This is a genomic window from Streptomyces sp. NPDC127595 (assembly GCF_042671685.1).
Taxonomy (GTDB): domain Bacteria; phylum Actinomycetota; class Actinomycetes; order Streptomycetales; family Streptomycetaceae; genus Streptomyces.
In genome coordinates this window covers 212999-238319 of record NZ_JBHXWK010000004.1, presented here as the reverse complement: position 1 = coordinate 238319, position 25321 = coordinate 212999, and the positions used below count along the sequence as shown (strand labels likewise).

The window sequence follows — 25321 nt, the reverse complement described above, 5'->3', positions numbered from 1 at the left end:
AGAAAACGAAAGCCACGATGAAGATCACCCATGTCGAAGTACACCGGATCGACGTTCCGGCGGCCAGCCCTCCCTTCAAGTGGCGGGACGGACTGAGCGGCAGCGCTCCGGTGGGCGACGGCGCGGTCCTGCACATCGGCACCGACGAGGGAGCCGAGGGAGTGGCCGTGTTCCAGCGGCCAGGCGCCTTCGACACCCTGCGGAACCTGGTCGACATCGTCTTCCGCGACGAACTGGTCGGAGCCGACCCGTTCCAGCGGGAGTGGCTGTGGCACCGGGTGTGGGAGCTGGACCGTATCCACGAACTCCCGCTCCCCACCCTGGGCCTCATCGACACCGCTCTGTGGGACCTCGCCGGCCGGTACTACGGCCAGCCGGTCTGGCAACTGCTCGGCGGTTTCCGGGAGTCCATCCCGGCGTACGCCTCCACCTCGACGTTCTCCACCATCGCGGAGTTCCTCGACGTGGCGGACCAGTGCCTGGAACTGGGTTACGTCGGCATCAAGCTGCACGCCTGGGGCGACGCCCGCCGTGACGCCGAGCTGTGCCTGGCACTGCGCGACCACGTCGGACCTTCCGTCCCCCTCATGTACGACGGGTCGGCCGGATTCGACCTGCCCGACGCGATCCGCCTGGGGCGGGCGCTCTCGGAAGCCGACTACCTCTGGTACGAGGAGCCGATGCGCGAGTTCAGCATCTCCGCGTACCAGGCGCTGGCGGCGGCCGTGGACGTACCGCTGCTGGTGGCAGAGACCTCCGACGGAGCCCATATGAACTCCGCGGACTTCATCAAGGCCGGTGCCGCCACCTTCGGCGTACGGGCCGGTACCACCCTCCGGGGCGGTATCACCGGTGCCATGCGCACCGCACACCTCGCCGACGCCTACCGGCTGCGGGCCGAGGTGCACGGTTCGGACATCCCGAACCACCACCTGTGCATGGCCATCTCCAACACCACCTACTACGAGTCCCTGGTGACCGCGACGACCGTCGTCCGCGAGCGCCATGTGGATGAACAGGGCCTGGTGCACGCCCCCACGGGGCCTGGCATAGCCCTTCCGCTCGACTTCGGCTACGGCAGCGAACTGCTGCCCTTCGTCGAGCAGCCGCGCTGACCGGGCGGTGACGGTCCCCCCTCCATGGAGGCCGTCACCGCAGCCGGCGCCCCCCATCAGGCGCGTTACCCGTCCCATGCAAGAAACCAGAAAGGCAAGACAATGAGGTCTTCCGGATCTCCGAGAGTCGGATCTTCCACAGCCGGCCGACGCCGCCCCGTGCTGCGCACCGCCGCTGCCGTGCTCTCCCTGGCCACCGCGGCCGTCCTGACCGGCTGCGCGAGCGCCGACACGTCCACCGGTTCCTCCCCCTCGGCGGCGGCCTTCAAGCCGGCCACCCAGAAGGAGGGTTCGCAGATCACCGTGTGGGCCGACTCGACCCGGCTGCCGTCGGTGGAGGCGTACCAGAAGGCGCACCCGGACGTGAAGATGGACATCGTCACGTACGACGGCGGCGCCGACGGCTCCACCTACCTCCAGTCGAAGGTGCAGCTCTTCGACCGGACCGGCAGCGGCTGGCCGGACGTGGTGTTCGGCTCGCCCACCGACGTGACCTGGGCCTCCGAGCCCACGACGGCCGACGCACAGCCGTTCGCCGCGCCCCTGGACAGCGACCTCGTCCCGCAGAGCACGCTGGACGGCTTCGCCAAGGGCTCCCTCAGCCCCTGCCAGTTCAACGACCACACCTACTGCCTGCGCAACGACATCGCGCAGGTCGTCCTCTGGTACAACAAGGACCTCATGGACAAGTGGGGTTACGACGTCCCCACCACCTGGGAGCAGTACGAGGCCCTCGGCAAGCAGGTCGCCAAGGACCACCCCGGTTACCTCGTCGGCTCGGTCGGCGACACCAACTCCCATGAGTCGTACTTCTGGTCCGGCCAGTGCCCGGCGTTCGAGCTGACGAAGCCCGACACCCTGCGCACCGACCTCCAGGACCCGAACTGCACCAAGATGGCGAGCCTGCTCGACGGGCTGATCGACGCCAAGGCCGTCACCACCAAGGGCTTCTTCAGCCAGGGCTTCGCCAAGGACAGCGGCAGCAAGGTCCTGATGGCGTACGGCCCGTCCTGGTACGGCCAGTACCTGTTCAAGACCGCCTTCGAGACCCCGGCCAAGCAGATCGCGGCGGCGCCCCCGCTGAAGTGGGACGGCGAGACCACCACCGCGACCGGCAACGTCGGCGGCGGTGTGTGGATGGTGTCCTCGCACAGCGCCAACCTCAAGGCGTCCACGGATCTGGTCACCTGGCTGACCACCTCCGACGAGAACCAGGCATCCGCGCCCACCTACCCGGCCTACACCAAGGCCGCCGAGGCGTGGCTGGCCAACCCGACCAACAGCGAGTACTTCGCCAACGACGTGAGCGGGCCCTTCAAGGAGGCCGCGAACGAGGTGTGGACCGGCTGGTCGAACACCAAGTTCTCGGACGCCACCGCCTGGTCCAGCATCGTCCTGCCTGCCCTGACCGCCGGCAAGAGCCTGACCTCGACCCTGGAGGCCTGGCAGACGGAGATCAGTAACGAGGCGAAGGCCGAAGGTTACAAGGTGACCAACCAATGACCTTGCTGGAGACCGAGCGTGTAGCCGTCTCCCCCCTCCGCCGCGGCGCCAAGCCGCGGCGGAGGGGCCCCGGCCTCACGGGTTACTTCTTCGTCGCCGGATACGCGGTGCTGCTGCTCGCCTTCGGCGTCTTCCCCACCGGCTATTCGTTCTACCTGGCGCTCACCAACGACCAGGGCCAGTTCACCGGGCTCAACCAGTTCGTGAAGGTCGCCCAGGACTACCGTTTCGTCCCGGCCTTCACCCACATGCTGATCTACCTGCTGCTGTGGCTGGTGACCCTGGTCGTCCTGGTCGTGCTGGTCGCGGTGGTCCTGCGCAGCCGGGTGCGGCCCGGTACGTCGGCGCTCTTCCGCTTCCTCTACTACATCCCCGGCGCCCTCGCCGGGGTCGCCAGCGTCCTGGTCTGGCTGTTCATGCTGGACCCGGACGTCAGCCCGGTGTCCTGGCTGCTCAACAGCATGGGCATGCACAGCTTCGCGGCCGTCCTCACGCCCGGCAACCTGCCGCTGATCCTCATGCTGATCGCCTTCTGGACCGGCGCCGGCGGCTGGATGGTCGTGATGTACGGGGCCCTCAACAACATCCCCGACGAGGTGCTGGAAGCCGCCCGGATGGACGGCGCGGGGCCCTGGCGCACTGCCTGGCACATCCAGATCCCGATGATCCGGCAGTGGATCGTCTACATGACCATCATGGCGTTCGCGACCGGCACCCAGCTCTTCGTCGAGCCCCAGCTGCTCCAGACCGCCAGCCTCGGCCGGGTGAGCCCCACCTGGTCGCCCAACCAGCTGGCCTACGTCTACGCCTTCCAGCAGGGCGACTTCAACGGTGCCGCCGCCATCTCCGTCTTCCTGCTGGCGCTGGGACTCCTGGCCGCCGGACTGCTGGTCGCCCGCTCGAACCTGTTCAAGTTGGATGAGAAATGACGCAATCCACTCTCTCCTCGCCGACAGCCGCGGGCCGACGCCTTCAGCCCTCCCGGCTCGTCTCCTTCCTGATCGTCGGCGTCCTGCTGGCCCTGCTGCTGGTGTTCTTCGTGCTGCCGGTGATCTGGCTGCTGCTCGCGCCGTCGAAGACCGCGGGCCAGGTGGTGCAGGACAACCCGCTCTCCTTCGGGTCGTTCCACCAGATCGGCGCCGCCTGGCAGCACCTGTTCAGCTTCCAGGACGGCGCGATGCTCACCTGGCTGCGCAACTCGGCGATCTATTCCGGGGGTTCGCTGATCCTGACGCTGGCCGTCAGCATCCCGGCCGGTTACGCGCTGGCACTGACGGAGTTCCGGGGGCGCAAGACGCTGCTGACCATCACCCTGGTCACGATGATCATGCCGAATGCCACCCTGGTACTGCCGATCTTCCTGGAGCTCAACAAGTTCCAACTGATCGGCACCATCTGGTCGGTGATCCTGCCCTTCTCCTTCTACCCGTTCGGCGTGTATCTGGTCTACATCTACTTCGGCAGCAGCCTGCCCAGGGACCTGCTGTCGGCCGCGCGGATCGACGGCTGCAACGAATGGCAGCTGTTCACCCGCATCGCGCTGCCGCTGGCCAAGCCGGTGGTCGGTCTCGTCGCGTTCTTCAGCTTCGTGGGCAACTGGAACAACTTCTTCCTGCCCTACCTCGTGCTGCCCAAGAGCGAGCAGTTCCCGATCCAGGTCGGCCTGAACCAACTCCTCACCTCCACCCCGTCGTTCAACCCGGTGGCCGGTGCGGGCCTGAACATCACCATCCCGGAACTGGCCCTGGCGATCGTGGTCGCGATCCTGCCCGTCCTGGTGCTCTTCCTCTTCTCCCAGCGCACGCTGGTCTCCGGGATGCTCGCCGGCTCGACCAAGGAATGAACCCGACGACACCTGGAGCAGCGTTGACATCCGGACCCGGCCACATCACGTGGCCGCCGCCCGAGCTCGCCGTACCAGCGGTCCAACTGCCGCCGACCCCTCCCGTCACCGGGGCCGACGACGTCCGCCGGTACGACGGGCTGAGCTACGCCACCAACTCCGGTTACCGGGCACGGCTGTTGGACCTCCTCGTGCCCCCGGCGGCCGAACCTCCCGCGGTGGTGGTGTGGATCCACGGCGGCGCCTGGATGGAGGGGGACCGGCGTCACCCACCGCCGACCGTGAGCGCGGACCTCCTCTTCGGCTCCCTGCTGCGGGCCGGCCTGGCCGTCGCCACCATCGACTACCGGCACGCCCGCGAGGCCCCCTTCCCCGCCCAACTGCACGACGTCAAGGCCGCCATCCGCTACCTGCGCCATTACGCGGGGACCCTCGGAATCGACGGCACGCGGATCGGCGTGTGGGGCGAGTCGGCCGGCGGCCACCTCGCCGCGCTGGCCGGGCTGACCGGCGCGCTCGAAGGTGCGGACGGAGACGACGCTGGGCTCGAAGGTGCGGACGGAGACGACGCCGGGCTCGAAGGCGCGGTCGGAGACGACGCCGGGCTCGAAGGCGCCGAGGGGATCGCGGAGGGCGCCACCACGGTGACCGCGGTCGTGGACTGGTACGGCGTCACCGACCTGGGGTCGCTGCTGCCCGCGGCCCCCGTCGTGACCCTCCTGGGCGGCAACCCGGCCGACGCCACGCGCCTCGCCGAGGCCGCCAGCCCGCTCAGCTACGCCGGTTCACCGGCACCGCCGTTCCTCCTGATGCACGGCACCCGCGACACACTCGTGCCCTTCGAGCACAGCGAGCGCCTGGCGGAACTCCTGAGGGCCGCCGGAAACCACGCGGAACTCGTCCCCGTACCGGACGCCGAGCACATCTTCCTCAACGCCGACGTCGCCCCCCTGGTCGCCCGCAGCGTCGCCTTCCTGGAGCACCACCTGCGTCCGTGAATCGCCGCGCTCGCCTCAGCCCTGTCGCTCCGGACGGCGTCAGAGCCGCGCCCCCTTCAAGGCCATGTGCAGCAACAGCCGGTCCTCGCCGTCGTCCAGGTCGAGGCCGGTGAGCTGTTCGACGCGGGACAGGCGGTAGTACAGCGTCTGGCGGTGGATGCCCAACTCGGCCGCCGTGCGTCCGGCCTGGCCCGCACAGTCGAGGAACACCTCGGCGGTGCGGGCGAGTTCGCGGTGGGCGGGCTCCAACAGGGTGCGTACGACGGGATCGTGGGCCGCGTCCGGAGGAAGGGACGTCAGGAGCCGGAAGGGCCCGATCGACGCCCACTCGGCGACCGGCCCGAGACGCGGCTCGGCCAGTACGGCCCGCGCGGCGGCCGACGCCTCCTGCCAGGCGGCTCCCAGTTCGGCCAGACCGGTACGGGCTCCGGCGACACCGGCCCCCGCGTCCGCCGCGGCCTCCCGCACGAACCGCGCCGCCGCCGTCAGCGCCGGGGTCATCACCTCGGGCGACCGCAGCCGTACGAGCAGCGCAAGGCTCTGCCCCGCCGCACCCCACGGCACCGTGCACAGCGCGGTCGCCCCCGGGACCGTACGGACCGAAGGGGCTTCGTCCGGGTCGGCCGAGGGCCAGGGGGCCACGCACACCACCGTGTGCAGGCCGTCACCGCGGGCGCCGAGGGCCGTGCGCAGTTCGGCGACGGCCATGTCGCGCTGCCAGCCGCGCTCGGCGGTGAGGACGGCGCGGAGTTCGCGGGTGAGGTCGGCGCCGGCCTGCGCCTCGTCGGCGAGCAGGGCGCCGATACGGGCGGCGACCTCCATGGCGGCGGTCAGCTGGTCCGCCGTCGGTCCCGGGTCGTCGTCGAGCAGCCAGACGTAGCCACGGACGACGCCCCGATGGCGTACGGGGAGACAGATCCGCCCCCGGTACACCCCCGCCTCCGGGGTGGGCGGAATACGGACCGGGGCGGTGGCCCGGGTGATGCCGAAGCCCTCGAACCAGGTGCGGACGGCGGCGGTGGAGCGGCGCGTGAGGATCGAGCGGGCGCGCACGGGGTCGAGGGCGGAGGGGTCGAGCTCGCCCTCGCTGTCGTACGCGGCGAAGGCGATCAGCTCGAAGTCCCGGTTCTCCAGGGTCGCCGGCATGCCGAGGAGCGCCGAGATCTCGTCGACCAGCTCCTGGTAGTCACCCCTGTATTCAGCCGTCACTCGGGCATTCTCCCGCATTTTCCCAAGGGCTTCATACATCTGTCTGAGATCCGGGGCACGGATGCGTGACAGCTGTCGATGGCAGACGATCGGGGGGATCCTTAGGTTTCACGGTGGTTCCCCGTGCCGTACCCGAATCGTCGGGATTCGGCCTCCTGCTGGCTTTGTTGTGGAGGTGCCCCGTGCTGGGTCCCGTGATTCTCGCCGCGTCGCGCAGCGACAGGATGCGCCGCTTCGTGTCGGCGGCCCCCGGCACCAAGCAGGTGGTCGCCCGCTTCATCGCAGGCGAGTCGGTCGACCAGGTGATTCCGGTCGTCCAGGACGCCGTCGCGAAGGGTCTCGCGGTCACCCTGGATGTCGTCGGGGAGGACATCACCACCCGTGAGCAGGCGTACGCCGCCCGGGACGCGTACCTGGATCTCGTCGAGCACCTTAAGGCGCTGGACCTCGGCACCCGGGCCGAGATGTCCGTGAAGCTGTCGATGTTCGGGCAGGCCCTTGAGGGCGGGCACGAGCTGGCCCTCGCCAACGTCCGCCCGGTCGTCGAGGCCGCCGCCGCCATCGGCACCACCGTCACGCTGGACGCCGAGGACCACACCACCCTCGACTCGATGTTCGCCATCCACGAGGAGCTCCGGAAGGACTTCCCGCAGACCGGCTGCGTCATCCAGGCCTATCTGTTCCGCACCGAGGCCGACGCCCGCCGCCTCGCCGGGAGTGGCAGCCGGGTACGGCTCGTGAAGGGCGCCTACAAGGAGCCCGCCGAGGTCGCCTACCAGCAGAAGGCCGAGGTCGACAAGGCGTACGTCCGGGTCCTGCGCATCCTGATGGAGGGCGACGGGTACCCGATGATCGGGTCCCACGACCCGCGCCTCATCTCCATCGCCCAGGAACTGGCCCGCAAGGCCGGCCGCAAGCTCGACGAGTACGAGTTCCAGATGCTGTACGGCATCCGCGGTGAGGAGCACCTGCGGCTCGCCGCCGAGGGCCACCGCATGCGCGTGTACACCGCGTACGGCACCGACTGGTACGGCTACTTCATGCGCCGCCTCGCGGAGAAGCCGGCCAACCTGCTGTTCTTCGCTCGCTCGATCCTCACCAAGGGCTGACCCACCGCTCAGTTAAGGAGTCACGGACACCATGGACGCTGTAACCCAGGTCCCCACCCCCGTCAACGAGCCGGTGCACGGCTACGCCCCCGGTTCGCCCGAGCGCGCCCGCCTGGAGGCCAAGCTCAAGGAGCTGGCCGAGAACCCGATCGACCTCCCGATGACCATCGGCGGCGAGAAGCGCCTCGGTGGCGGCGAGGTCTTCCAGGTCGTCCAGCCGCACAACCACAAGGCCGTGCTCGGCACCGGCCGGGGTGCCACGCAGGCGGACGCCCAGGACGCGATCGACGCGGCCCTCGCCGCCGCCCCGGCCTGGCGCGCGATGTCCTTCGACGACCGCGCCGCGATCATCCTGCGCGCCGCCGAGCTGCTGTCGGGCCCCTGGCGCGAGACGCTCGCCGCCTCCACCATGCTCGGCCAGTCCAAGACCGCCCAGCAGGCCGAGATCGACTGTCCCTGCGAGCTGGTCGACTTCTGGCGCTTCAACGTCAAGTACGCCCGTGACCTGCTCGCCGAGCAGCCCCCGGCGAACTCCCCGGGTGTCTGGAACCGCCTCGACCACCGCCCGCTCGAAGGCTTCGTCTACGCGATCACGCCGTTCAACTTCTCGGCGATCGCGGGCAACCTGCCCACCGCGCCCGCGCTCATGGGCAATGTGGTCGTCTGGAAGCCGTCGCCGACCCAGACGCACGCCGCCGTGCTGCTGATGCAGCTCCTGGAGGAGGCCGGTCTCCCCAAGGGCGTCATCAACCTCGTCACCGGTGACGGCATCGCGGTCTCCGAGGTCGCCCTCAACCACCGCGACCTCGCCGGCATCCACTTCACCGGCTCCACGAAGACCTTCCAGCACCTGTGGAAGACGGTCGGCGAGAACATCGCGAACTACCGCACCTACCCGCGCCTTGTCGGCGAGACGGGCGGCAAGGACTTCCTGGTCGCGCACCCCTCGGCGGACCGTGCGGTGCTCAAGACCGCGCTGACCCGCGGCGCCTTCGAGTACCAGGGCCAGAAGTGCTCGGCGACCTCCCGCGCCTACATCCCGGCCTCCATCTGGAACTCCGGCTTCAGGGAGGAGTTCGCGGCCGAGGTCGACTACCTGACCATGGGTGACGTCACCGACCTGGCGAACTTCGTCGGCGCGGTCATCGACGAGCGCGCCTTCGCCAAGAACAAGGCGGCCATCGACCGCGCCAAGGCGGACCCGACCTGCACGATCGTCGCGGGCGGCTCCTACGACGACTCGGTCGGCTACTTCGTGCGCCCGACCGTCGTCGAGTCCTCGGACCCCGAGAACGAGATCTTCAAGACGGAGTACTTCGGCCCGTTCCTCGGCGTGTACGTCTACGAGGACGACAAGTACGACGAGATGCTGACCCAGATGGAGTCGGCCTCCGACTACGCGCTCACCGGCGCCGTCGTCTCCAACGACCGTGCGGCAGCCGCGTACACGATGGACAAGCTCCGCTACGCGGCCGGCAACTTCTACATCAACGACAAGTCGACCGGCGCCGTCGTCGGCCAGCAGCCCTTCGGCGGCGGCCGCGCCTCCGGCACCAACGACAAGGCCGGCGCCCCGCAGAACCTCCAGCGCTGGACGCTGACCCGCGCCATCAAGGAGACGCTGGTCCCGCCGACCGACTACGCGTACCCGCACATGGGCTGACCCACGACGCTCTGCCGTCCTTGAGCTTCCGGGCCGGGGAGCCGCCGATCAGGCGGCGACCCGGCCCGCGTGCGTGAACGCTGGGAATACTGAGCCCATGACCCCCCGACTGCGCACCGCCCACACCGCGGACCTCACGCCCGCCGATCTCGACGCCGTTCGCGCTCTCCTCGACGACGCCTTCGAGGGGAACTTCAGCGACGAGGACTGGGATCACGGCCTCGGCGGCGTCCACGCGCTCGTGCGGGACGAACGGGGACTCGCCGCGCACGGCTCGGTCATCCAGCGCCGGGTGCTGCACCGGGGGCGCTCGCTGCGCGTCGGTTACGTGGAAGCCGTGGGGGTGCGCTCCGACGTCCGGCGTACGGGGCTGGGGGGCCGGGTGATGGCAGAGCTGGAGCGGGTCGTCGACGGGGCGTACGGGCTGGGCGCGCTGTCCGCGAGTGACGAGGGCGTGGCGCTCTACGTCGCCCGTGGCTGGCAGCGCTGGCCCGGCCGCATCTGCACCTTCGGGCCGGACGGTGTCGTCCGTCTGCCGGACGAGGAGGGCTCGACGTTCGTACGACCTGTTTCCGCCACCCTCGATCCCGCGTACGAGCTGGTCTTCGACTGGCGCGACGGCGAGGTGCTCTGACGAGACGCGGACCGTTTTCCCAGGTCAGGACGGTTTGACCCAATCCGCCGTCTCAGATAGTAGGAAGTCCGAGTAATTATAGAGACAGACGCGAGGTCCTCGCTTAGCTTTGTAGGAGCCGAACGTCTCGCTCGACCAAGCGAATGGCGGTCGTGAGCCGGAGCCTTTGGCAGGCAACCCCTGCGGCACCGCTCCCCGCCCCATCCGGCGTCTCGAAACCCCACACCGCACTTCCGGCCGCCCCGCGTCCGGAGGCAAGGAGTCGATTCATCATGGCCGAGACGACCGTCCGCCGAGTCCGTCGTGTGTCCCGTACGAGCGCTACTCGTACGAGCGAGTCCGACCGCAAGAACGCAGCCGCCGCCCTCCAGCGTGCCCTCGACCGCAGGGACAACGGCGGCGCGACGGGCCACTGAGGCCCGCACTCATACCGGGAGCCGCGCCCGCACGGGATGCGGCGCGGGGTCCCTACCCCGCGCCGCATCCCGGAGTACGCCCCTCACTCCGGAGCGCTCATGCCCCGTATCCCGGAGTGCCTGTGCGCCGTATCCGGGAGTGCTCACGCCCGTGCATCCCGGATTACTCACGCTCCGCGCCGCACCTCGAAGTAGTCGATGCGCTTGCCGTTCTGCGCCAGCGCCGACACCTTGAGCCGGGGCGCCGCGCCGGACTCCGCCTCCACCGAGAGGAAGGAGTAGCCGGTGTACCGCACGCGTGACCACTCCACCGTCTCGGCCTGCTGGTTCTGCGACTTCGTCCAGTGGAAGGTGTCCACTGACTCGCGGTCGGCGATCTTCCCCTCATAGCTGTCCTCGACGCCGGCGGGGAAGCTGTAGAGGCTCTTGCCCGCCCCGCCCGCGGTGACGTAGACGATCCCGTCGCGCGTCGGATCCGTGGACCCGCCGACGGGCACCCGCCTGCCCACCTTGCCGCCCTTGATGGCGTCGGTGCGCTCGTACACGTGGTTGTGCCCGTTGATCACCAGGTCCACCTGGTGCTTGGTGAAGAGCGGCAGCCAGGCGTCCCGTACGCCCCCGTCGGAGGCGTGGGACGACGTCGAGTACGTGCAGTGGTGGAAAAAGACCACGATGAAGTCGACGCTCTCGCGCAGCTCCCCGAGCCGCTTGTCGAGCCAGGCCGTCTGCCTGCCGCCGCTGTAGCCCTTGTTGGCGGGGATCTCGTAGGAGACGTCGTTCGCGTCCAGCGCGACGATCCCGACGTTGCCGTAGGTGAAGGAGTAGACGCCCGGCGCGTTCCGGGCGTCGAAGCCGTTGCCGGGGAGCGTCCAGCGGGCCGACTGTCCGCCGTATCCGTTCGGCGAGTACCAGGCCTCCATGTCGTGGTTGCCGGTCGTCACCATCCACGGCACCGACTTCGCCACCGACTCGGTCTGCTTGAGGAACAGGTCCCAGGCGCCGGGGTCGTAGGAGTCCGACTTCTCGCCGTGACCGGTGACGTCGGCGTAGCAGATGTCACCCGCGTGCAGATGGAAGGCCGGGCGGCGGCCGAGGATCAGCTTGTCGTTGGCGAGCGCGTCGGGGGTGACGCCCTGGTCGCCGAAGGCGGTGAACACGAACTTCCCGGGGCTGGTGGCGGGCGCCGTGCGGAAAGAACCGACCGCGCCACGGCGCTCCTTGGCCGCGGGGTCCAGCCCCTCGTGGCCGACGCCGTAGTAGTACGTCGTCCCCGGGCGCAGACCGTCGAGCGCCGCGTGCAGGTGGTACTGGTCCAGCGCGAGCCGTACGCCGGTCAGCCCCGGGGTGTGCAGGTCGCGGAGCTCGGCGTCGACCTTCCGGCTCAGGTCCCAGGGCTCCAGGCCCACGCGGATGTACGGCTTCCTGACCGCGAGCGGCACCTGCCAGGAGATCCGCATCTGGGTCTTCGGGTCCGCGCCGAAGGCGAGATGGCGGCCGAAGGGCGTGACGGCGGAACCGTGCACCAGTCCGGTGGCCGTGGCCGAGGGGTTCTTGGCGTCCGATCCGCCGCCGGACGCACAGCCGGCCAGCAGTCCGCCGCCCGCCAGCGCGCCCGCGGTCACCAGCGCGCGGCGCCGGGTGAGCTTCGTCCGCAGGTACTCGTGCTGCTCCGCCATGGTCATACGGCGGGCGAGCCGCGGCGGAATGCCGAAGTCGGGAAGGTGCGTGCCGGTGTCCGTGCGGGGGTCCATGCTGCTGAACTTCCCAGCCGGCCCCAACGGGGGCCATACACAGGGGTGAACGGAGGTCGAAGGGTCGGTGCGGCCGAGGAGGCCGGATGTCCGTATGGCGGACAGCGCGTGTCATCCCATGGGACGAGGGAGTACGGTGCCGTCATGTCTCGCAGCATCAATCTCGCAGTGATTCCCGGTGACGGCATCGGCCAGGAGGTCGTGGCCCAGGGGCTCAAGGTCCTCTCCGCCGTCCTTCCGCAGGATGTGAAGCTGGAGACGAAGGAGTTCGACTTCGGCGCCAAGCGTTACCACGCGACCGGTGAGACCCTCACCGACGCCGATGCCGAGGCCCTCAAGCAGCACGACGCGATTCTGCTCGGTGCGATCGGCGACCCGTCGGTCCCCTCCGGGGTCCTGGAGCGCGGCTTCCTGCTGAAGCTCCGCTTCCTCTTCGACCACCACGTCAACCTGCGTCCGTCGAAGCTCCTGCCGGGTGTGGCCACCCCGCTCGCCGGACAGCCGCAGATCGACTTCGTCGTGGTCCGCGAGGGCACCGAGGGCCCGTACACCGGCAACGGCGGCACCATCCGCAAGGGCACCCCGCACGAGGTCGCCACCGAGGTCTCCGTGAACACGGCCTTCGGTGTCGAGCGCGTCGTCCGCGACGCCTTCGCCCGTGCCCAGGCCCGCCCGCGCAAGAAGCTGACGCTGGTCCACAAGAACAACGTGCTGACCTTCGCGGGCCACCTCTGGACGAACGTCTTCAACAAGGTGGCCGAGGAGTTCCCCGAGGTCACCACGGACTACATCCACGTGGACGCCGCGACGATCTACCTCGTCACGGACCCCGCCCGCTTCGATGTGATCGTCACCGACAACCTCTTCGGCGACATCATCACCGACCTCGCCGCGGCCGTCTCCGGCGGCATCGGCGTCGCCGCGAGCGGGAACATCAACCCGTCCGGCGAGTTCCCCTCGATGTTCGAGCCCGTGCACGGCTCGGCGCCCGACATCGCGGGCCAGGGCAAGGCCGACCCCAGCGCCACGGTCCTCTCCGTCGCCCTCCTGCTGCGCCACCTCGGCTACGAGACCGAGGCCGCCCGCATCGAGGACGCCGTCGCCACCGACCTCGCCGAGCGCGTGGGCAAGCCCGCCCGCTCCACCGAGGAAATCGGCGACGCGCTCTCCGTACGAGTAGCCGGCTGACCCCGCCGCTCACTTACGTTTCGTAGTAGCCGCCGGGTCGCATCCGCACCCGGCGGCTTTCGCTATGCCCTCGCCGGGTGCCACCATCTACCCCTGGGCAACTCCCTGGGCCGCATTCACACCGTTTTCGTCCACGGCTCCGCTCTTGCGATACTCGAACAAGGAGCCGCGGAATGAGGGAATGCTCGGACGTCCCAGGGCTTGTCCGACCACTCCCGTCGTCGCCCGGAGGGCGGCCTCGCGCCCGCTGCGGCAGCAGCTTGTGTCGCAGTAGGTGCGTGCTCTCGGAGTGCCGGGCGTGGACCCTCGTACTGGATGTACTTGGGTCTGCGTCCGGTGCGGCGAGAGTGCGTGCACGGCGTCGCGGGGCAGACGGGAATGGTCGGACAGGCCCTGGCACTGGCCACTGGCAGTACTGGCGTGAGCGCGGCCCGTAAACACATCATCCGGTGAAGGACATCCACTCATGACGACGCCCACGATCGAGCTCAAGCCCTCTTCGCAGCCCCGCTCCGCCGCGGAGCGCGAGGCGATTCTCGCCAGCCCCGGGTTCGGCCGCTACTTCACCGACCACATGGTGACGATCAAGTGGACCGAGGGCCGCGGCTGGCACGACGGCCAGCTCGTGCCGTACGGCCCGCTCTCCCTCGACCCGGCGAACATGACCCTGCACTACGCGCAGGAGATCTTCGAGGGCCTCAAGGCCTACCGGCAGCCGGACGGCTCCGTCGCCACCTTCCGCCCCGACATGAACGCCAAGCGCTTCCAGTCCTCGGCCCGCCGCCTGGGCATGCCGGAGCTGCCGGTCGAGACGTTCATCGAGGCGTGCGACGTGCTCGTCCAGCAGGACAGGGCCTGGGTCCCCGCGCACGGCGGTGAGGAGTCCCTCTACCTCCGCCCGTTCATGATCGCGACCGAGGTCGGCCTGGGCGTGAAGCCCGCCAACGAGTACCTGTTCCTCGTCATCGCGTCCCCCGCGGGCGCGTACTTCCCGGGCGGTGTGCAGCCCGTGTCCATCTGGCTCTCCGAGGACCGCGTCCGCGCCGTCCCGGGCGGCATGGGCGACGCCAAGACCGGAGGCAACTACGCCGCCTCCCTGCTCGCCCAGGCCGAGGCCGCCGCCAAGGGCTGCGCCCAGGTCGCCTACCTCGACGCCGTCGAGCACAAGTGGGTCGAGGAACTCGGCGGCATGAACCTGTACTTCGTGTACGGCGACAAGATCGTCACCCCGGAGCTGACCGGCTCGCTCCTCGCCGGAGTCACCCGCGACTCGCTCCTCACCGTCGCCCGCGACCTCGGCTACGCGTCCGAAGAGGGCCGTGTCTCCATCGACCAGTGGCAGCGCGACTCCGAGAACGGCACCCTCACCGAGGTCTTCGCCTGCGGCACCGCCGCCGTCATCACCCCCGTCGGCACGGTCAAGCGAACCGGCGCCGAGTGGCAGCAGTCGGGCGGCCGGCCCGGCCCGGTCACCATGAAGCTGCGCGAGGCGCTCCTGGACATCCAGCGGGGTGTCACCGAGGACGCGCACGGCTGGATGCACCGGCTCGGCTGACGGTGTTGTCCTGACACCCCGGCCCCCTTGAAGAAGGGGGCCGGGGAGCGCCCCAGAGGGGCGCGGGGCTGTGACATATTTGCGGCTCCGCCGCGTGGGCGCGCCCACGCGGCGCACCCGCAGACAAAGGGCCGGCCGTTCAGCCCCCGCTTCCAGCACGGGCCGGTTCCCGCTCGGCCTCCACCGGCTGCGGTGACAGTGCCAGGTACACAACACCCCCGACGCCCCCCGACAGCAGGAAACTGCAGTCCACCCCGCCCGTCAGGGCAAGCAGCGGCCCCTCGTACGAGGGAAGCGACACCGCCAGGAGTCCGACAACCGCCCCGAGCGCCCACGCCACCACGGCCCGTACGTTCCAGCCGCCCCGGTACCAGTAGCTTCCGCCCCGCGAACGGCGGTTGAAGACCTGGAGGGCGTCCGGGTCGTACACACCGCGGCAGCGGGCGAAGCCGATGAGGGTGATGACGGCCCACGGGGTGCCGACGGCGGTGAGGAGCAGGACGAAGGAGGTCATCGCGTCCTGCGCGCTGGAGGCGTAGTGCCCGGCGAAGACACACCCCGTGGCGACGACGGCGACCGCGAGCGTGGCATGGACGCGCGAGGCACGCGGCAGGATCGCGTCCAGGTCGAGGCCCATCGAGTAGAGCATCAGGCCCGCGTTGCCGACCGAGCCCGCGGAGGCGGCGAGCAGCAGCGGGACCAGGTACCAGGTGGGGGAGGCCGTCACGAGCGGTCCGGCGTAGTCGAGGGCCGCGCGGGCCGCGTACGCCGTGAAGGTGCCGAAGAGCTGGGGGACCAGGAGTCCGACGGTCAGGCCGAGCCAGGTGGCGTGCAGGACCTTGCGGGAGGAGTGGCGGGACGGGGAGATGTAGCGCGTGTAGTCGCCGAGGAGGGTGATGAACGCGATGGGGCCCGACAGGCCCGCCGCCACGGCCGCGAGCAGCCAGGTCGGCCAGAAGGAGCCGAGCAGATAGCCGCCGGCCTCCGGGAGCGCGGCGGTGGTGAACCGCGGGGCGTACGCGATCACGCCCACGACCAGCAGCGCCGTCATGCCGATCGCCAGGACGCGGGACATGGCGAGCAGCACGCGGTAGCCGTACACCGCGCCCGCCACCGTCGCAGCCGCGAGCAGCCCGTAGATCACGCCGTAGGAGATGCCGTCGGCCGGCAGTCCGACCAGCCGGTTGAGCACGCCCACCATCACGTCGCCGCCGATCCAGACGGTCAGCGCGGTGTAGCCGAGGGCGAGCAGCAGGCCGACGACCGAGCCGACCAGCCGTCCGCGTACGCCGAACTGGGCGCCGGAGGAGGTGGAGAGGTTCGTCGCGGTGCGCAGGGAGACCAGCGCGAGCGGAGCCGTGACCGCCGTGCCGGCCACCGTGCCCGCCACGATCGAGCCGGCCGAGGCCCACCAGCCGAGCCCGAAGGAGGCCGGCAGCCAGCCGAAGATGATCACGCCGAGACAGAGGTTGGAGCCGAGCAGGATCGACACCAGGTCGCGCGGGCCGCTGGTGCGCTCCTCGTCGGGGATGGTGTCGACGCCGCGCTGTTCTATCGGCATGGTGGGTCTCTCCCTGCTTAGAGTGACGCTCAATGTGAACCGGGACCGGGTGGCGCGTCAACCCTTCCGGGGATGGGTTTTACTGTTTAGAGTGATGCTCTAATGGAGGGATGTGAGATGAGGCTGACCCCGACAGAACGTGACCGCTTGCTGCTGTTCTCGGCCGCCGAGCTGGCCCGGGCCCGCAAGGCTCGGGGCCTGAGGCTCAACGTGCCGGAGGCCACCGCGCTCATCGCGGACACCGTGTGCGAGGCGGCCCGGGACGGGAGGCGGCTGGCCGAGGCCATCGAGCGCGCCCGCTCCGTGCTCGGTCCCGACGACGTGCTGCCGGGCGTCGCCGATGTCGTCACCGAGGTGCACGTCGAGGCGGTCTTCGACGACGGTTCGCGGCTGGCGGTCGTCAGCGACCCCATCGGCGGCGGACTCGGGGAGCAGGCGCCGGGCGCGCTGCTGCCGGGGCCGGCACATGCCGAGCCCGAGGCCGTCGTACGGCTGCTCGTCACGAACACCGCGACCGTGCCCGTCTCCGTCACCTCCCACTTCCACTTCTTCGAGGCGAACCCGCGGCTCGACTTCCCGCGCGCGGCGGCCTACGGGATGCGGCTGTCCGTCCCGGCCGGGTCGTCCGTGCGGTTCGGCCCCGGCGAGAGCGTCGAGGTCGGGCTGCTGCCCGTCGGCGGCGAGCGGATCGCGATCGGGTTCGCCGGTCTGGTCGACGGGCCGCTGGACGCGCCGGGGGCGAAGGAAGAGGCGCTGCGCAGGGCAACTGCCTGCGGCTACCTGGGAGTTGAGCTGTGAATCCCTACGAGTACGCCGCCACCCACGGCCCCCGCGCGGGCGACCGCGTCCGCCTGGGCGACTCCGGGCTCACGATCCGCGTCGAGTCCGACGCCCAGAAGTACGGCGACGAGTTCCTCGCCGGCTTCGGCAAGACCGCCCGCGACGGACTGCACCTCAAGGCCGCCGCCGTCCGTGAGACCTGCGACGTCGTCATCAGCAATGTGGTGGTGATCGACGCGGCGCAGGGCATCCGGAAGGTCTCCATCGGCATCCGCGAGGGACGGATCTGCTCCATCGGGCGGGCCGGCAACCCCGACACCCTCGACGGCGTCGACGTCGTGGTCGGTACGGGGACGTCCATCGTGTCCGGCGAGGGGCTCATCGCCACCGCCGGAGCCGTCGACACGCACGTCCACCTGCTGTCGCCGCGCATCATGGAGGCCTCGCTCGCCTCCGGGGTGACCACGATCATCGGCCAGGAGTTCGGCCCGGTGTGGGGCGTCGGCGTCAACTCGCCCTGGGCGCTGCGCCACGCCTTCAACGCCTTCGACGCCTGGCCGGTCAACATCGGCTTCCTGGGCCGGGGTTCGTCGTCCTCGGACGCCCCGCTGATCGAGGCACTGGCCGAAGGCGGAGCGTCCGGCTTCAAGGTCCACGAGGACATGGGCGCCCACACCCGCGCGCTGGACACGGCGCTGCGCGTCGCCGAGGAGTACGACGTCCAAGTCGCCCTGCACAGCGACGGGCTGAACGAATGCCTGTCGGTCGAGGACACCCTCCGCGTGCTCGACGGGCGCACCATCCACGCCTTCCACATCGAAGGGTGCGGCGGCGGGCATGTGCCAAATGTCTTGAAAATGGCCGGAGTTCCGAACGTCATCGGCTCCTCCACCAACCCCACCCTGCCCTTCGGCCGGGACGCGGTCGCCGAGCACTACGGAATGATCGTCTCCGTCCACGACCTGAAGACCGACCTGCCCGGCGACGCGGCCATGGCCCGCGACCGGATCCGGGCCGGCACGATGGGCGCGGAGGACGTGCTGCACGACCTGGGCGCGATCGGCATCACCTCCTCGGACGCGCAGGGCATGGGCCGCGCGGGGGAGACCGTACGCCGGACGTTCGCGATGGCGGGGAAGATGAAGGCCGAGTTCGGCGCCCCCGAGGATCATGACAACGCGCGCGTGCTCCGTTACATCGCCAAGCTGACGATCAACCCCGCCATCGCGCACGGCCTTTCGCACGAGGTCGGGTCCATCGAGGTCGGCAAGCTCGCCGACATCGTGCTCTGGCGGCCCGAGTACTTCGGCGCCAAGCCGCAGCTCGTCCTGAAGTCCGGCTTCCCGGCGTACGGCGTCGTCGGCGACCCGAACGCGGCGACCGACACCTGCGAACCCCTCGTCCTGGGACCGCAGTTCGGGGCGCACGGCTCGACGCCCGCCGACATCTCGGTGGCCTTCGTCGCCCAGGCGGCGCTCGACCAGGGCAACGACCTGATGCCCACCCGCCGCCGACGTGTCGCCGTGCGCGGCACACGCGGCATCGGCCCGGCCGACCTGCGCCTCAACTCCCGTACCGGAGCGGTCGATGTCGATCAGCGCACCGGCCTGGTCACCCTCGACGGCGACCCGATCCGCTCCGAGCCCGCCGACTCGGTCTCCCTCAACCGCCTGTACTTCCTGTGAGGACCCCCACCATGAACACGCCCGCAGCAGACGGCTTTCGGATGCCCGCCGAGTGGACCCCGCACGAGCGCACCTGGATGGCGTGGCCCGGCCCCAACCCGACCTTCGAGGACCCGGACGACCTCGCAGAGTCGCGTGCGGCGTGGGCGGCGGTGGCCCGTACGATCCGCCGCTTCGAGCCCGTGACCGTGGTGTGCGGTCCCGGGCAGTCGGCGGCGGCCCGGGAGCTCCTCGGCCCGGACATCGACACCGTCGAGCGCGACCTCGACGACGCCTGGATGCGCGACATCGGCCCCACCTTCCTCACCGGCGGCAAGGGCGAACTCGCCGCCGTGGACTGGACGTTCAACGGCTGGGGCGCACAGTCCTGGGCCCGCTGGGAGCACGACGCGAAGATCGGCTCGTATGTCTCGGATCTCGCGGGGGCACGGACGTACGCCTCGAAGCTCGTCAACGAGGGCGGCGCGATCCATGTCGACGGCGAGGGCACCGTCCTGCTCACCGAAACCGTGCAGCTCGGCCCCGAGCGGAACCCCGACCGGACCCGCGAGCAGGTCGAGGCGGAGATCCACGCCCACCTCGGCACCCGCAGGGCGATCTGGCTGCCGCGCGGGCTGACCGGCGACTATCCACCGCACGGTTTCGGCACGCTCGGCCATGTGGACATCGTCGCCGCGTTCGCGCGCCCGGGTGTGGTCGTCGCGCACTGCCAACCGGACCCGGCGCACCCGGACCACGAGGTCAGCAAGGAGATCATCGGCCTGCTCAAGGCGCAGACCGACGCGCGGGGCCGCAGGCTGGAGGTCGTCGAGGTCCTGGCCCCGACGGTCCTGGAGGCCGACGGGCACTGGGCCGACTACTCCTACATCAACCACTACCTCTGCAACGGCGGGGTGGTCCTCTGCGGCTTCGACGATCCGCGGGACGAGATCGCGGCCGGCGTCTTCCGCCGGCTGTTCCCCGAACGCACGGTCACGCTGGTGGACGCACGTACGATCTTTGCCGGGGGCGGAGGCATCCACTGCATCACTCAGCAGCAGCCGAAGATCTAGGGAGTCGGGCGATGGCCGGTGCGCGCAGGAACGCGCCCCCGCGCGAGGACGTGCTCGCCGCGGCCATGGACATGATCGCCGAGCGCGGTCTGGAGAAGCTCACCATGGCGGCGCTCGGCCGCGAGGTCGGAATGAGCAGCGGCCATCTCCTCTACTACTTCGGCTCCAAGGACGAACTGCTGTTGCGGACCCTGGAGTGGAGCGAGGGCCGCCTCGGCGCCGAGCGGAGTCGCGTGCTGGCCGCACGGGGAACCGCCCGCGAACGCCTCGACGCTTACGTCGACCTGTACGTCCCCGGCGGCCACCGCGACCCGCACTGGACCCTCTGGCTCGAGGTCTGGAACCGCTCGCAGAACGCCGACGACGACGCCCGCGAGCGGCAGGTCGCCATCGAGAGCGCCTGGCACCGGGACCTGGTGGCCCTCCTCGCCGAAGGCGTCTCCCACGCCGAGTTCCGCCCCGTCGACCCGGACCGCTTCGCCGCCCGCCTCCGCGCCCTCCTCGACGGCTTCTCCATCCACGTGGCGATCGGGCTCCGCGGCACCGACCGGGGGCAGATTCTCGGCCACGTACGGGAGTTCCTGAACGAGGGCCTCCTCCCGGACGACTGATCAATGGTCCGGGTTGTACGTAATACGGGGGATTGACCCTGTCGGGGGTGGTGCGTTTGCATCCAGGAGTGCCCTTGACACGGGGCCGGGGGCCGACACGATTCCAGGGGGAGATCATGTCCAGTGCTTTGCGTGTGTCCATCGCGGCGTCGGTTGCGGCCGCGCTCGCCGGCGCCGCCTTCCCGCGGCGCACGCCAACTCCACACAGGCCGGTTCCGCCGCGCCGCGCACGTCGAGGGTGAGCACCGCCACCGGTGGACAGGAGGGCGACGGCGCCTCCGTCGCCCCCGCGATCAGCGCCGACGGCCGCTATGTGGCCTTCACCTCGGACGCCGGCAACCTCGTGCGCGGGGACAGGAACGGCGTCGCCGATGTCTTCGTCCGTGATCTGCGCACCGGCCGTACCCAGCGCATCGCCGAGGGCCCGGCGACCGCCCCGGCGATCAGCGCGGACGGCCGGTACGTCGTCTTCGCCACCGTCGCCGCGCTCGCGAGAGGCGACGACAACGGCCTCGACGACATCTACCTCCACGACCGCAGGACGCACCGGACCCACCGCATCAGCACCGGCCACCCCGACGCGCCGCCGCGCTACAAACTCAACTACTCGCCCGCGATCAGCGCGAGCGGCCGGTTCGTCTCGTACACCACCTCGGCACCGGACGCCGCGCCCGGCGACACGAACGGCCGGGACGACGGGATCGTCCTCGACCGGAGGACGGGCCGCACCGAGCTGGTCCAGTACCGCACCGACGGCACGCTCGGCGACGGCGACTCCGACGTGACCTCGTTCAGCGCCGACGGCCGCTTCGTCGCCTTCGACACGGCGGCCCAGCTCGACCCGGCGCACGACTGGACCCATGCCCTGAACGTGTATGTCCGCGACCGGGCGAAGGGCACGACGGAGCAGGTGAGCCTGCCCACCCGCTTTGTCTACAAGCAGAGTTCGTGGGACGGATCCATCAGCGCGAACGGCCGTCTCGTGGCCTTCTCCTCCAATGTGAACTCACTCGTGCCCGACGACACCCGCTTCACCGACGTCTTCGTCTTCGACCGGGACCGGCAGACCACCGTGCGGGTGAGCACCGCCGCGGACGGCACCCCGGCCGACGCTCCCAGCCAGGCCGCGGTCCTGAGCGCGGACGGCCGCCGCGTCGCTTTCGTCTCCGGCGCGACCAACCTCGTCCCCGGTGACACCAACGGCGTCGCCGACGTCTTCATCAAGGACCTCGGCACCGGTGCCGTCGAACGGATCAGCCTCGGCGCCGACGACAGCCAGGCCGACGGCCCCTCGGCCGCCGTGTCCCTGAGCCGCAACGGCAGGGCCGCCTTCTCCTCGACGGCCGCCAACCTCGTCCCCGGCGACACCAACGCCGTTGCCGACATCTTCGTACGAGAGACGGCGGCGTACTGACCGGACGACGCCTACTGACCGAGCCGACCAGTTCACCGAACACACGCACCGACCGATCGTCATTCCAGGGGGAACACATCTTGTACGCCAGCACACGCGTCGCGCTTGCCGCCGCCCTCGTCGCCGCCACCGTGGCGCTGACGGGCACCTCGGCGGGCGCCGCGCCCAAGGGCCCGTACACCGAGCCGATCAGCGTCACGCCGGAAGGAAAGGCCGGTAGCAGTGGCACCCACACCGCTGTCATCAGCCGCAACGGCCGCCATATCGGCATCGGTTCGGACGCCGACGACCTCGACCCGAACGTGCCGCACGGCGGCATGTACCTGCGCGACCCGCACACCGGAAAGCTCCGCTTCGCGGGGTTCGGGACACTGGCGGCGGTCCTGAACGACGGCCGCTATGTCTACACCGAGTCCGCCGAGTCCACAGACGTGTGGATCCACAACATCGACACGGGGAAGCGGGTGGGGTTCGGCATCGAGATCCCCGAGGGCTTCACCGGTCCGCCTTCCGCGGTCTCCGTGAGCCCCAACGGCCGTTACGCCGTCTACACCCTCCAGGAAACCGGTGAGGGCAGCGTGGTCTTCCTGCGCGACCGCGTCGCCGGCACCACCGAGCGGATCAGTCATTCCAGGCCGACCTGGGAGCCGCGCAACGCCTTCCGGCCGACGGTCAGCGACGACGGGCGCCGTGTGATCTACCAGTACAACTACGCGAACGGCCCGCGCGGCGACGACTGGGGCGACGTGTGGATGTACGACCGCACCACGGGCGAGCGCACCCAGATCGACCGCTCCTACGACGGTTCGAAGACCGAGAAGGAGTCCTTGAACCCGTCCATCAGCGGCAACGGCCGTACGGTCGTCTTCGAGTCCCGCGACACCCACCTCGTCCCCGATGACAACGACGTCAGCTGGAACGTGTTCGTGCACGACATCGCCTCCGGCACCAATCAGCGCATCCACGGCGCCCAGGGCGGTCCCGGCGAGGTCTACACCCGCGAAGCCGCGATCAGCGCCGACGGCCGGTACCTCACGTTCATGTCGGAGGTGACCGAACCCGGCAGCCAGTGGGGCACGGAGAACCCCGTCTACCTGCGGGACCTGAAGAAGGGCACCACCACCCTGGTCACGCCCGACACGACCGGCGGCACCGCATCGGCCGGCGTCCTGCCCGGCGGGATCGCCGACGGCGCCCGCAGCATCGTCTTCCTGTCGTACGACCCGACGCTGATCCCGGCCGGCGACACCAACGAGGCGCGCGACGCCTTCGTACGGCACCTGTGATGACCAGCAGCGTGCTCGCATCCTGAGACGGACGGTGAGCACGGGGGCGGATTGTGCCAGACTGCCCCCGTGCTCTCGTTCGCCATGATTATTGGCAGCAGGCGCGCCGGTCCGCAGTGACCGCCACGTACCACCACGTACGGGCGGGCACCGTCGTCTTCGACCCGCGCGCAGACCTCTCGCACCCGCGAGGGGTTTTTCGTTTTCCTGGCCCACCTCAAGCCGGGAAAAGAGCGCGAGGGATCATTGGAGGACGGTGGAGCCGGTCATTCCGGTACAGACCGAGATCCAAACCTCAGGAGCCAGACACCATGACGGACACCGGCGAACTCGACGATTCGTTCCACGTCTTCGACACGACCCTGCGGGACGGCGCGCAGCGCGAGGGCATCAACCTCACCGTGGCGGACAAGCTGGCCATCACTCGGCACCTGGACGACTTCGGGGTGGGCTTCATCGAAGGCGGCTGGCCCGGTGCCAACCCGCGCGACACCGAGTTCTTCGCCCGCGCCCGGCAGGAGATCGACTTCAAGCACGCCCAGCTCGTCGCCTTCGGCGCGACCCGCCGCCCGGGAGCCAAGGCCTCCGAGGACCCACAGGTCAAGGCGCTCCTCGACTCCGGCGCCCAGGTGATCACCCTGGTCGCGAAGTCCCACGACCGCCATGTCGAGCTCGCACTGCGCACCACCCTCGACGAGAACCTGGAAATGGTCCGCGACACGGTCTCCCACCTGCGCTCCCAGGGCCGCCGGGTCTTCGTCGACTGCGAGCACTTCTTCGACGGCTACCGCGCGAACCCCGAGTACGCCAAGGCCGTCGTCCGCGCCGCCTCCGAGGCGGGCGCCGACGTGGTCGTCCTCTGCGACACCAACGGCGGCATGCTCCCGGCCCAGGTCCAGGCGGTCGTCGCCACCGTCCTCGCCGACACCGGCGCCCGGCTCGGTATGCACGCCCAGGACGACACCGGCTGCGCGGTCGCCAACACGCTGGCCGCCGTCGACGCGGGCGCCACACACGTCCAGTGCACGGCGAACGGCTACGGCGAGCGGGTCGGCAACTCCAACCTCTTCCCGGTCGTGGCGGCCCTGGAGCTGAAGTACGGCAAGAAGGTGCTCCCCGAAGGCGCCCTCCGCGAGATGACACGCATCTCGCACGCCATCGCCGAGGTGGTGAACCTGACCCCCTCCACGCACCAGCCGTACGTCGGTGTCTCCGCCTTCGCCCACAAGGCGGGCCTGCACGCCTCCGCGATCAAGGTCGACCCGGACCTGTACCAGCACATCGACCCCGAGCTGGTCGGCAACACCATGCGGATGCTCGTCTCCGACATGGCGGGCCGCGCCTCCATCGAGCTCAAGGGCAAGGAGCTCGGCGTCGACATCAGCGGCGACCGCGAGCTGGTCGGCCGGGTCGTCGCCCGCGTCAAGGAGCGCGAGCTGCAGGGCTACACCTACGAGGCTGCCGACGCGTCCTTCGAGCTGCTGCTCCGGGAGGAGGCCGAGGGGCGCGCCCGCAAGTACTTCCGCGTCGAGTCCTGGCGCGCCATCGTCGAGGACCGGCCCGACGGCAGCCACGCCAACGAGGCCACGGTCAAGCTCTTCGCCAAGGGCGAGCGCATCGTCGCCACCGCCGAGGGCAACGGGCCGGTCAACGCCCTCGACCGCGCCCTGCGCGTAGCCCTCGAAAAGCTCTACCCCCAGCTCGCCAAGCTGGAACTCGTCGACTACAAGGTCCGCATCCTGGAAGGCAAACACGGCACCCAGTCCACGACCCGCGTCCTCATCTCCACCTCCGACGGCGCGGGCGAATGGTCGACTGTCGGCGTCGGCGAGAACGTGATCGCCGCCTCCTGGCAGGCGCTGGAGGACGCGTGCACGTACGGCTTGCTGCGGGCGGGGGTGGAGCCGGCGGAGTAGGCGCCGGGGTTTTCTTCGCCCACTCCGCCCTG

Annotated in this window: 21 protein-coding genes; 18 read left to right on the top strand and 3 right to left on the bottom strand. The window is 70.1% G+C overall.

Annotated features, from left to right (window positions below; translation table 11 throughout):
- Positions 1-17: 17 nt before the first annotated feature.
- The 5 genes from ACFVKT_RS15260 (at position 18) to ACFVKT_RS15240 (ending at position 5459) form a co-directional block, all read left to right on the top strand.
- Entirely contained in the window at positions 18-1115 is a 1098-nt protein-coding gene (locus tag ACFVKT_RS15260; RefSeq protein ID WP_385731472.1) for an enolase C-terminal domain-like protein, read from the top strand.
- A 102-nt stretch (positions 1116-1217) separates the two neighbouring features.
- Entirely contained in the window at positions 1218-2618 is a 1401-nt protein-coding gene (locus ACFVKT_RS15255; RefSeq protein ID WP_385731470.1) for an ABC transporter substrate-binding protein, read from the top strand.
- A complete protein-coding gene (locus ACFVKT_RS15250; protein ID WP_385731468.1) occupies positions 2615-3547 on the top strand; it encodes a carbohydrate ABC transporter permease in 933 nt (310 codons plus the stop codon). The genes ACFVKT_RS15255 and ACFVKT_RS15250 overlap by 4 nt, the downstream gene beginning before the upstream one ends.
- Positions 3544-4461: a carbohydrate ABC transporter permease gene (locus ACFVKT_RS15245; RefSeq protein WP_385731466.1), complete on the top strand. Its 918-nt coding sequence runs from the start codon at positions 3544-3546 to the stop codon at positions 4459-4461. The genes ACFVKT_RS15250 and ACFVKT_RS15245 overlap by 4 nt, the downstream gene beginning before the upstream one ends.
- A 23-nt stretch (positions 4462-4484) precedes the next feature.
- Complete coding sequence (locus tag ACFVKT_RS15240) at positions 4485-5459, top strand: alpha/beta hydrolase fold domain-containing protein (protein ID WP_385731464.1); 975 nt, start codon at positions 4485-4487, stop codon at positions 5457-5459.
- Between the two features lie 39 nt (positions 5460-5498).
- On the opposite strand, the gene ACFVKT_RS15235 is transcribed toward ACFVKT_RS15240, so the two are convergent.
- Positions 5499-6686 carry a PucR family transcriptional regulator gene (locus ACFVKT_RS15235; RefSeq protein ID WP_385731462.1) on the bottom strand — a complete coding sequence of 396 codons (1188 nt, stop codon included), beginning with the start codon at positions 6684-6686 and terminating at the stop codon, positions 5499-5501.
- Positions 6687-6850: 164 nt separating this feature from the next.
- Between ACFVKT_RS15235 and ACFVKT_RS15230 the strand changes: the two genes are divergently transcribed.
- From ACFVKT_RS15230 to ACFVKT_RS15215, 4 genes are all read left to right on the top strand, one after another.
- The gene (locus ACFVKT_RS15230) at positions 6851-7777 is read left to right on the top strand and encodes a proline dehydrogenase family protein (protein ID WP_385731460.1); all 927 of its coding nucleotides are present in this window, start codon (positions 6851-6853) and stop codon (positions 7775-7777) included.
- 31 nt (positions 7778-7808) lie between these two features.
- Positions 7809-9440 carry an L-glutamate gamma-semialdehyde dehydrogenase gene (gene pruA / locus ACFVKT_RS15225; protein ID WP_385731457.1) on the top strand — a complete coding sequence of 544 codons (1632 nt, stop codon included), beginning with the start codon at positions 7809-7811 and terminating at the stop codon, positions 9438-9440.
- A gap of 97 nt (positions 9441-9537) precedes the next feature.
- Positions 9538-10074 (top strand): GNAT family N-acetyltransferase, encoded by a 537-nt coding sequence (locus ACFVKT_RS15220; RefSeq protein ID WP_385731454.1) that lies wholly within the window; start codon positions 9538-9540, stop codon positions 10072-10074.
- A gap of 272 nt (positions 10075-10346) precedes the next feature.
- Positions 10347-10490 (top strand): hypothetical protein, encoded by a 144-nt coding sequence (locus ACFVKT_RS15215; RefSeq protein ID WP_385731452.1) that lies wholly within the window; start codon positions 10347-10349, stop codon positions 10488-10490.
- Between the two features lie 167 nt (positions 10491-10657).
- Here the strand turns inward: ACFVKT_RS15215 and ACFVKT_RS15210 are convergent, their stop codons facing one another.
- Positions 10658-12241, bottom strand: coding sequence for a purple acid phosphatase family protein (locus ACFVKT_RS15210; RefSeq protein ID WP_385731450.1), 1584 nt, complete (start codon positions 12239-12241; stop codon positions 10658-10660).
- Between the two features lie 144 nt (positions 12242-12385).
- On the opposite strand from ACFVKT_RS15210, the gene ACFVKT_RS15205 reads away from it, so the two are divergent.
- Positions 12386-13429, top strand: a complete 1044-nt coding sequence (locus tag ACFVKT_RS15205; RefSeq protein WP_385731448.1) for a 3-isopropylmalate dehydrogenase — start codon at positions 12386-12388, stop codon at positions 13427-13429.
- Positions 13430-13895: 466 nt separating this feature from the next.
- Positions 13896-14984, top strand: a complete 1089-nt coding sequence (locus tag ACFVKT_RS15200) for a branched-chain amino acid aminotransferase (protein WP_385731446.1) — start codon at positions 13896-13898, stop codon at positions 14982-14984.
- 139 nt (positions 14985-15123) lie between these two features.
- Here the strand turns inward: ACFVKT_RS15200 and ACFVKT_RS15195 are convergent, their stop codons facing one another.
- Positions 15124-16545, bottom strand: coding sequence for a cytosine permease (locus ACFVKT_RS15195; RefSeq protein WP_385731444.1), 1422 nt, complete (start codon positions 16543-16545; stop codon positions 15124-15126).
- Between the two features lie 117 nt (positions 16546-16662).
- Here ACFVKT_RS15195 and ureA point away from each other — a divergent pair, with 117 nt between their 5' ends.
- The 7 genes from ureA to cimA all read left to right on the top strand — a co-directional run bounded on the left by ureA (position 16663) and on the right by cimA (position 25289).
- Positions 16663-17343, top strand: a complete 681-nt coding sequence (ureA, locus tag ACFVKT_RS15190; RefSeq protein WP_385731442.1) for an urease subunit gamma — start codon at positions 16663-16665, stop codon at positions 17341-17343.
- Entirely contained in the window at positions 17340-19010 is a 1671-nt protein-coding gene (locus ACFVKT_RS15185) for an urease subunit alpha (protein WP_385731440.1), read from the top strand. Before ureA ends, ACFVKT_RS15185 begins: the two co-directional genes overlap by 4 nt.
- 11 nt (positions 19011-19021) lie before the next feature.
- Positions 19022-20062, top strand: a complete 1041-nt coding sequence (locus ACFVKT_RS15180; RefSeq protein WP_385731438.1) for an agmatine/peptidylarginine deiminase — start codon at positions 19022-19024, stop codon at positions 20060-20062.
- A gap of 11 nt (positions 20063-20073) precedes the next feature.
- Positions 20074-20673, top strand: a complete 600-nt coding sequence (locus tag ACFVKT_RS15175) for a TetR/AcrR family transcriptional regulator (RefSeq protein WP_385731436.1) — start codon at positions 20074-20076, stop codon at positions 20671-20673.
- Positions 20674-20911: 238 nt separating this feature from the next.
- Positions 20912-22087: a TolB family protein gene (locus ACFVKT_RS15170; RefSeq protein ID WP_385731433.1), complete on the top strand. Its 1176-nt coding sequence runs from the start codon at positions 20912-20914 to the stop codon at positions 22085-22087.
- A gap of 80 nt (positions 22088-22167) precedes the next feature.
- Positions 22168-23373, top strand: a complete 1206-nt coding sequence (locus tag ACFVKT_RS15165; protein WP_385731431.1) for a hypothetical protein — start codon at positions 22168-22170, stop codon at positions 23371-23373.
- Positions 23374-23684: 311 nt separating this feature from the next.
- The gene (gene cimA, locus ACFVKT_RS15160; RefSeq protein WP_385731429.1) at positions 23685-25289 is read left to right on the top strand and encodes a citramalate synthase; all 1605 of its coding nucleotides are present in this window, start codon (positions 23685-23687) and stop codon (positions 25287-25289) included.
- Positions 25290-25321: the final 32 nt, after the last annotated feature.